The sequence below is a fragment of the Methanoregula sp. PtaB.Bin085 genome, from assembly GCF_002067035.1.
GTDB lineage: Archaea > Halobacteriota > Methanomicrobia > Methanomicrobiales > Methanospirillaceae > Methanoregula.
Window position 1 is genome coordinate 1 of record NZ_MVQB01000037.1, and the last position, 6,809, is coordinate 6,809.

The 6,809-nt window shown below is 55.2% G+C and carries 6 protein-coding genes; 1 reads left to right on the top strand and 5 read right to left on the bottom strand.

Features of this window, described 5'->3' with window-relative positions; translation table 11 throughout:
- On the bottom strand, positions 1 to 156 hold a 156-nt coding region (locus A4E33_RS14745), incomplete at its 3' end, for a hypothetical protein (protein WP_363054070.1).
- Between the two features lie 58 nt (positions 157 to 214).
- Complete coding sequence (locus A4E33_RS08220) at positions 215 to 946, bottom strand: M50 family metallopeptidase (RefSeq protein ID WP_292347216.1); 732 nt, start codon at positions 944 to 946, stop codon at positions 215 to 217.
- Between the two features lie 120 nt (positions 947 to 1,066).
- Between A4E33_RS08220 and A4E33_RS08225 the strand changes: the two genes are divergently transcribed.
- Positions 1,067 to 3,166, top strand: a complete 2,100-nt coding sequence (locus tag A4E33_RS08225; RefSeq protein ID WP_292347217.1) for a thioredoxin domain-containing protein — start codon at positions 1,067 to 1,069, stop codon at positions 3,164 to 3,166.
- On the opposite strand, the gene A4E33_RS08230 is transcribed toward A4E33_RS08225, so the two are convergent.
- The 3 genes from A4E33_RS08230 to A4E33_RS08240 all read right to left on the bottom strand — a co-directional run bounded on the left by A4E33_RS08230 (position 3,153) and on the right by A4E33_RS08240 (position 6,473).
- The gene (locus tag A4E33_RS08230; RefSeq protein ID WP_292347218.1) at positions 3,153 to 3,629 is read right to left on the bottom strand and encodes a pyridoxamine 5'-phosphate oxidase family protein; all 477 of its coding nucleotides are present in this window, start codon (positions 3,627 to 3,629) and stop codon (positions 3,153 to 3,155) included. The genes A4E33_RS08225 and A4E33_RS08230 overlap by 14 nt on opposite strands.
- Before the next feature lie 61 nt (positions 3,630 to 3,690).
- Complete coding sequence (locus tag A4E33_RS08235; protein ID WP_292347219.1) at positions 3,691 to 5,058, bottom strand: rhodanese-like domain-containing protein; 1,368 nt, start codon at positions 5,056 to 5,058, stop codon at positions 3,691 to 3,693.
- Between the two features lie 92 nt (positions 5,059 to 5,150).
- The gene (locus tag A4E33_RS08240) at positions 5,151 to 6,473 is read right to left on the bottom strand and encodes a 2'-5' RNA ligase family protein (protein ID WP_292347220.1); all 1,323 of its coding nucleotides are present in this window, start codon (positions 6,471 to 6,473) and stop codon (positions 5,151 to 5,153) included.
- Between the last annotated feature and the right edge of the window lie 336 nt (positions 6,474 to 6,809).

Below are 6,809 nucleotides of genomic sequence, written 5' to 3' on the forward strand. Positions count from 1 at the left end.
ATCGCTGTTGAAGGTCTCGTAAAAATCACCGATCCGGAAGAAGAGGATGGTATCCGGGTGCTGTGCCTTCAGCTGATGATACTGGCGCATGACCGGTGTAAGCCGTTCCCCCGGGTCATCCCCGTTCTTTTCGCCGGGTCCGGTGCCGCGTGCCATGGTGTAAAAAATGTAGCCTCCGGATCAGATAATACCCATCTGATCGATCCTGCGATCGTTACCATCCGCGGCGGACCAGGTGCCATGCGGCAGGGGGCAGCGATACGATAAACGCGATGAGCCCGAAGACAAGTCCCATCATGAAACCGTACCCGAGCAGACGAACAAGTTCTTCGGCTGCTGCTTCTGCCCACGGGATCCCGCTCCACACGACAATGATACCGGCGAGGATAAGGAGGAGACTTCCTTCCGCTGCATTTTTCATATCCTGCGTGCTCGGTGCGACTGAAAGGACGAGGCTGACGGTCAGGTACAGGTAGATAAGAAACCAGCCGTTGAACCGGCTGACAAGATTATCGAAGAACAGGGTACTTATAGCCCCTCCGAGATCCATGAACGTTGCCTGCGAGGTCAGGGTCACGGGAAACACGGGGAAGACGCATCCGGCATACTCTGCAAAAAACCATGTCATGACAGACAGGGCCAGCGGTATGACGAAGAGCGGAGCCGTGCTGATGATGACGTCGCCAAGGAAGGGAATGGCAGGGCGGGAGTATGTCACCGAGCCGCCATCCTGCGAGAAGAGGACAATATTCCGGATCCGCGCACCGGTCAGGAAGCAGCCGAGAATATGGGCGCACTCGTGCAGGATCACGCCCGGGGCGCGAATGAAGAGATAGACCGCGTGGAACGGGACCGCTGAAGCCCATATGCGATCCAGGAAATGCGAGATTGCAACAACAACAATCCCGCTTGATGCGATAAGGAGAAATGTGCCTGCGTCCATCATCGGTCCTGATCATGGTACACTGGCCCGTGCATCCACATAAGTATCGTGCCGGTATTGTCACTGCTGAAAGGCTCATCTGCTCATCGGGCCAATGTGCGGGTACACGAAGGAGATGTCCGGATGTCACCGGATCCACAGGAATCGGACCATCGGCCCAACCATCTTGCACACGAAAAGAGCCCGTACCTGCAGCAGCATGCTCGGAATCCCGTGGACTGGTACCCGTGGGGCGATGAAGCGTTCCGGCGTGCAGCCGACGAGGATAAGCCGGTCTTTTTGTCCATAGGGTACGCGACATGCCACTGGTGCCATGTCATGGCTCACGAGTCTTTCGAGAATGCGCAGATTGCTGATATCCTCAACAACTACTTCGTTCCGGTCAAGGTTGACCGCCAGGAACGCCCGGATATCGACAGCATCTATATGGCAGCATGCCTGCAGATGACTGGCAAGGGTGGATGGCCGCTCACCATCATCATGACGCCGGATAAAAAACCGTTCTTTGCCGGGACGTATCTTCCCCGTACGTTCCGGGCGGGGATGACCGGCCTTGACGAACTCCTGACGCAGGCATACCGGCTCTGGAATGACCAGCGCGATGCACTCAACGATGCTGCGGAGAACGTGGTTGCACGCCTTGAAAGCGGAATGCCCCGCCCGGTGCAGGGAGCAGCCGATCGATCCCTTCCGGATGCCGGGTACCAGGAGCTGCTGCTGTCCTTTGATCCCGTGAACGGCGGATTTTCCCGTTCGCCAAAGTTCCCCCTTCCGACATACATCCTCTTCCTGCTGCGCTTCTGGAAGCGGACAGGAACAGGTCATGCGCGCTCCATGGCGGAATCCACGATGAGGGCGATGTCCCTTGGGGGAATTCACGATCACCTCGGGGGAGGATTCCACCGGTACTCCACAGACGCGCACTGGATGGTGCCGCATTTCGAGAAGATGCTGTATGATCAGGCCCTGCTCCTGACCGCGTATACGGAAGCATGGCTGGCAACAAAAGAACCTCTCTACCGGAGAACGGCAGAATCGATCATCGGCTATGTTTCCCGCGATCTCATCTCGCCGGAAAATGCCTTTTTTTCGGGCGAGGATGCGGACAGCGAAGGGGGGGAGGGGGCATTCTATCTCTGGACAAAACAGGAGATTCTTGATGCCCTTGATCCCGATGATGGAAGATATGCCGCCAGCTTATTTGGGGTCACGGATCATGGAAATTTCCGATCACCGGAGGCAGGTGCCGGAAAGAATATTCTTCATCTTCCGGGAGGGGATCCTGATGAACGGGGTGATCCCCGTCGGATTTCGCGTATCCGTGAACGCATGCTCGCATACCGGAACAAACGACCCCGCCCGATATGCGATCGCAATATCCTGACGGACTGGAATGCGCTCATGATCGCAGCGCTCGCGGCAGCATCCCGGGCATTCCAGGAACCATTGTATGAACGGATGGCAGAACAGACAATGGATTTTCTCCTGAACAACCTCCGGCAGCCTGATGGCGGGCTGCTTCACCGGTGGTGCGATGGCGAAGCAGCAGTCCCGGCATTTGCAGATGATTATGCATTCATGATCCGGGCACTGATCGAATTGTACGAGACCGGCTTCAATCCCTCGTGGCTGGAAGAGGCTGAAGTCCTGGAGCAGTATCTCCGTCAGCATTTCACCGCTCCGCAAAAGAGCGGTTTCTTTTTCACACCCGATGGCGGTGATTCCCTCATTGTACGGAGGATGGAGATCTGCGACGGCCCGCTCCCGTCTGGAAATTCGATGATGCTGGAAAATCTTGTCCTTCTCGGGCACCTCACGGGTAATTTTCGGTACCTGGAACATGCATCCGGCCTTGCCGATGCCTTTGCTGGTATTATCCGGAAATCTCCTTCTGCTTACACGGCGTACCTGTGTGGTCTCGATCACCTGCTGGGACCGGCACTGGATATCATCATTGCCGGGAAACGCAGCGATCCGGTTGCCGGGGAAATGCTCAGGATGATCCGGGGCCGGTACCTGCCGGCATCAACGGTTCACGTCATTCTGCCGGAACACGCACAGTCTCTTGGATCGCTTGCACCGTTTATCCTCCCGATGATACAAACAACAGGTAATCCCGTGGCGTACATCTGCATCGGTTCCGAATGCCTCCCTCCAATGCAATCCGCAGAGGAAGTAGGCGAATTCCTTGAAAAAGGGAAGAATGGTTTTAAAGATTCTTGAGTGCTACGATATCCTTCACGCCGGCCAGTTTCCAGACAAGCGAGCGCTCTTCCTCTGCAATAGCGACGGGAGCATCCATGGGTGAGTGGCCAAGCGCGGCAAGGATATTGCAGGAAAGGTTTCTCTCGACGATAAGGTCCACGAATCTCTCCCGGATCATCTTCTTCTCTATGGAATCCGTCACCTCCTCAAGATATCCCTGGAGGGTGACAAAGGTATAGGTGGAGAGATCCTTTGTGTATTTCTCAATCTCTACCGAAGCATAGGGACTTTTCCGGAAATGCTCGATCTTTTTTCCGTATTTTGTCGAGAGGAAGTACAGGAACGATCCGTCGAAGACATAGAGGAAAGGGGCAATGTAGGGGTACTTCTCACCCTGGAACGCAATCCTGCAGACATATCCGCGTTCTATCAGCCGGTCATATTCCGCTTTGTCGGCCCGCGGGATTTTGATGATATCCATAACGTACTCAAACCGTTCCCGCCATGGAATGATAAATCTTTTCAAATGTCGGTCAGGCGAATTATTTTTCGTGACCGATCGGGAAACCTGCCCGTTCCCATGCGGCCATGCCGCCAAGCACTGTCGTGAGATCGCGGTACTGGTGCATGGCAAGAATACTGGCCGCGGTGGCGGACTTGAAGCCGGCATCGCAATAGATAATGACGGGAACGTCACGCGGGATCATGTCCAGGTGTCCGGGAAGTTCGCCGAGATAGGTATGGTGCGAACCCGGAATGAATCCGGCATCGCGCCGGTTCCTGATATCCCGCACGTCGAGGAGGAAGACTTCCTCCCGCTCAAGGCGCTCACGGAGCCCGTAAACCGTACATGTCCTGAACGTTCCCACCTCTCCCCCGTTCTTAAACCATGATCCGATTCCCCCGGCAAGGATCCCGTCAACATTGTCATAGCCGAGACGGTAGAGCTGGCGGATTATCTCTCCGGTATTCTGGTTGAAATCATCGATAATCACGACAGGGTTTTCGTAGGAGAGGAACCAGCCGGCATAGGATGAGATCCCGTTGCGCCAGATCGACAAGCTGCCGGGAATATGGCCGGCTGCAAAACCCCCGGGAGCCCTGATATCGATCACCTGGCAACCACATTTCCGGAGCGTTTGCAGTTCAATCGGCGTCAGGAAACGGGGCGCAGGGAGCGGAACCCCGGGTGCACCAGACCGGTTGAAGTGTTCCATTGTACGGAAATAGGGTGGCTTATAGGGCGATTCCGTTACCCTTTGGGAAACAAAGGACTGCCTGCCCATGCGGATCAGGTGGTTGGTGGATTTTTCAATACCGACCGTTGTAAAAGGCCGGTCCGCAATCTTGCCCCCGCAAACCGATCCCGCACCATGGGCAGGACATATGATGACCCCATCCCCGAGCGCGAAAATCCTCATGATACTGTCAAAAATCTTCTCCGCCATCTCCTGCTTGCGGTCAACGCCGAAAAAATCCGTTCGTGCAATATCCCCTGCAAACACGGTATCGCCGGAAAATACCAGCAGCGGGACATCTCCGCCGGCCGTGTCCCGTACAACCAGGGAAATACTCTCCTCAGTATGCCCGGGAGTTTCCAGAACCTGCAGGGAGAGTGAGCCGAACCGAAACGAATCACCGTCATGCACGGCGTTCCCGTATGCAAAATCCATGGCTGCCCCGTGATATATCTCTGCCTTACACCGATCAGCAAGGGCGAGAGACCCGATCATGTAATCCTCGTTGCGGTGGGTTTCGAAAATGTGTGTGATGGTGCAGCCGCTGCGCGCCGCGATATCCAGGTACACTTCCCCGTCGCGGCGTGGATCGATGACTGCTGCTTTCCCCTCATCCCCGATGATGTATGAAAGATGCGCGATCCCTTCGGAAACGACACGCTCGAACAACATGGATGCTCACCCGTGTAGGGATATGCAGCATGGCTTTTGAAAAAGGTTGGGGTTGCTCAATATTTGCCACCGGGTTATTCTACTCCCGCACGTTACCGGAAAAGGATCGGGCTGGTGTCGCCAGTGGCCTCCCGATCGCGGATACGCCGGAGGATCTCGTGGAGGCCGACCGGTTTGTATCCGACAACCTCTGCGCTCACATTCACCCTGTGGTCGATAAAGTTGATAAAAGGGTAATTCCTGAGATCGTTGTTGTGGTGGTGCCCGTGGATCACCCAGCCGTCGAATCCGGATGGAGCATCGGCCGGGTCATGCACAAGGCAGAACTTCGTTCCCTCAAATTCCATTTCAACGAGGGTCAGCGTTCCGGGCCCGGTCTCGTCATGATTCCCCCGGATGAATACGATATCCCCCCGGAGCCGTTTCCGGTACTGCGCTGCCGGTTCTGCATCCGGCCCGTACCGGAGGTCGCCGAGATAATAGACACGGTTCTTTGAAGAGACGGAATAGTTCCAGTTCTTGATAAGCACATGGTCCATCTCGGCACTGTCAGAGAAGCTGAACGGACGCGAGCAGTACCGGATAATATTGGCATGACCCAGGTGCAGGTCTGCGATAACGAAGACATCGTCCAAACGGGCAGGTTCGGGATCGCGGTGTTCGAATCCGGCATGATGACGGTACTGGACAAGGGTTTTCTGCCACCGTGCAGCGCTGTGCCGGTGGTCGCCGAAGATCCAGCGTTTTTCGATAAGATCGTACTCCCCAAGGATTGTCATGTCCTCCATAACGGTGATCCGGATCCCGGTCTCATCGAGCAGGGGCGGGAGGATCCTGAAAGGTTTCTTCTCAGACCCCCGGTCAGAACATGATGATGGAACAGCACCCGAAAGGAAACGCTGGAGAAGCGAGGGTTGTTGTGCGGGTCTCTCTTCCGCAGGGGGGAGATGCTCCTGATGGCCGGTGAGCCGGGAATAGACTTCAGATGCCAGACGGGAACTCAGACGGTTTGCTATGGTCACATGGAACCATTTTTTTTCAGGATCTGCATCATACGTGTTCTGGCTTGTTGTTATTGGGTTGAGGGCAGAAGCGATCTCGCGTGTGAGCCGGCGGAGCTGTTCAGAAGGCCGGACAGGGAAGGCTATGACACTCCCATGGATGCCATCCCGTTTCTCCCAGCCGTCAATAAGGAACGGAACCGGATCGTATTGGACTGCGACGGCTCCGATCGCATCGAGCAGATCACGACTGCCAATACCCTCGTTCAGCGTCAGCGGGCCATAGAGGGTGACATGGGGATGGGGTTCGAGAAAATCGCCAATCCCATATTCATGGGAGATTTGATCGGTGAGATTCCTGATTCGCCATTTTGTCCGGGAGAGGCGGATTTCAACAAGGTATGTGGCGTTCATGATGGAAACCGGACGTTCTCTTTTCCTGTATGATCTCCAAGGATAAATTCATGGAGGGAATTCGGGCCATGCACGGGATCTGCCTGGCGGGTTAGATTTTTTGTCAGTATAATTATGGTTATCACCAGGATCCGCCCCTCCCGGAAAATGCTTATTGCATCGGAAGCGCGACCGAAATTATGATAGAGATACTGTTTCTAACATGAATGGGTAACTGTCATGTCCTCCGAAGGGTTTTCTGACGGGCTTCTGGAGGAGGGCGAGGGAAAAAACCCGGTTCGTGCCCTTTTATTCGATATGGATAACACCTTATTCGATCTTGTCGGGGCGCAGATG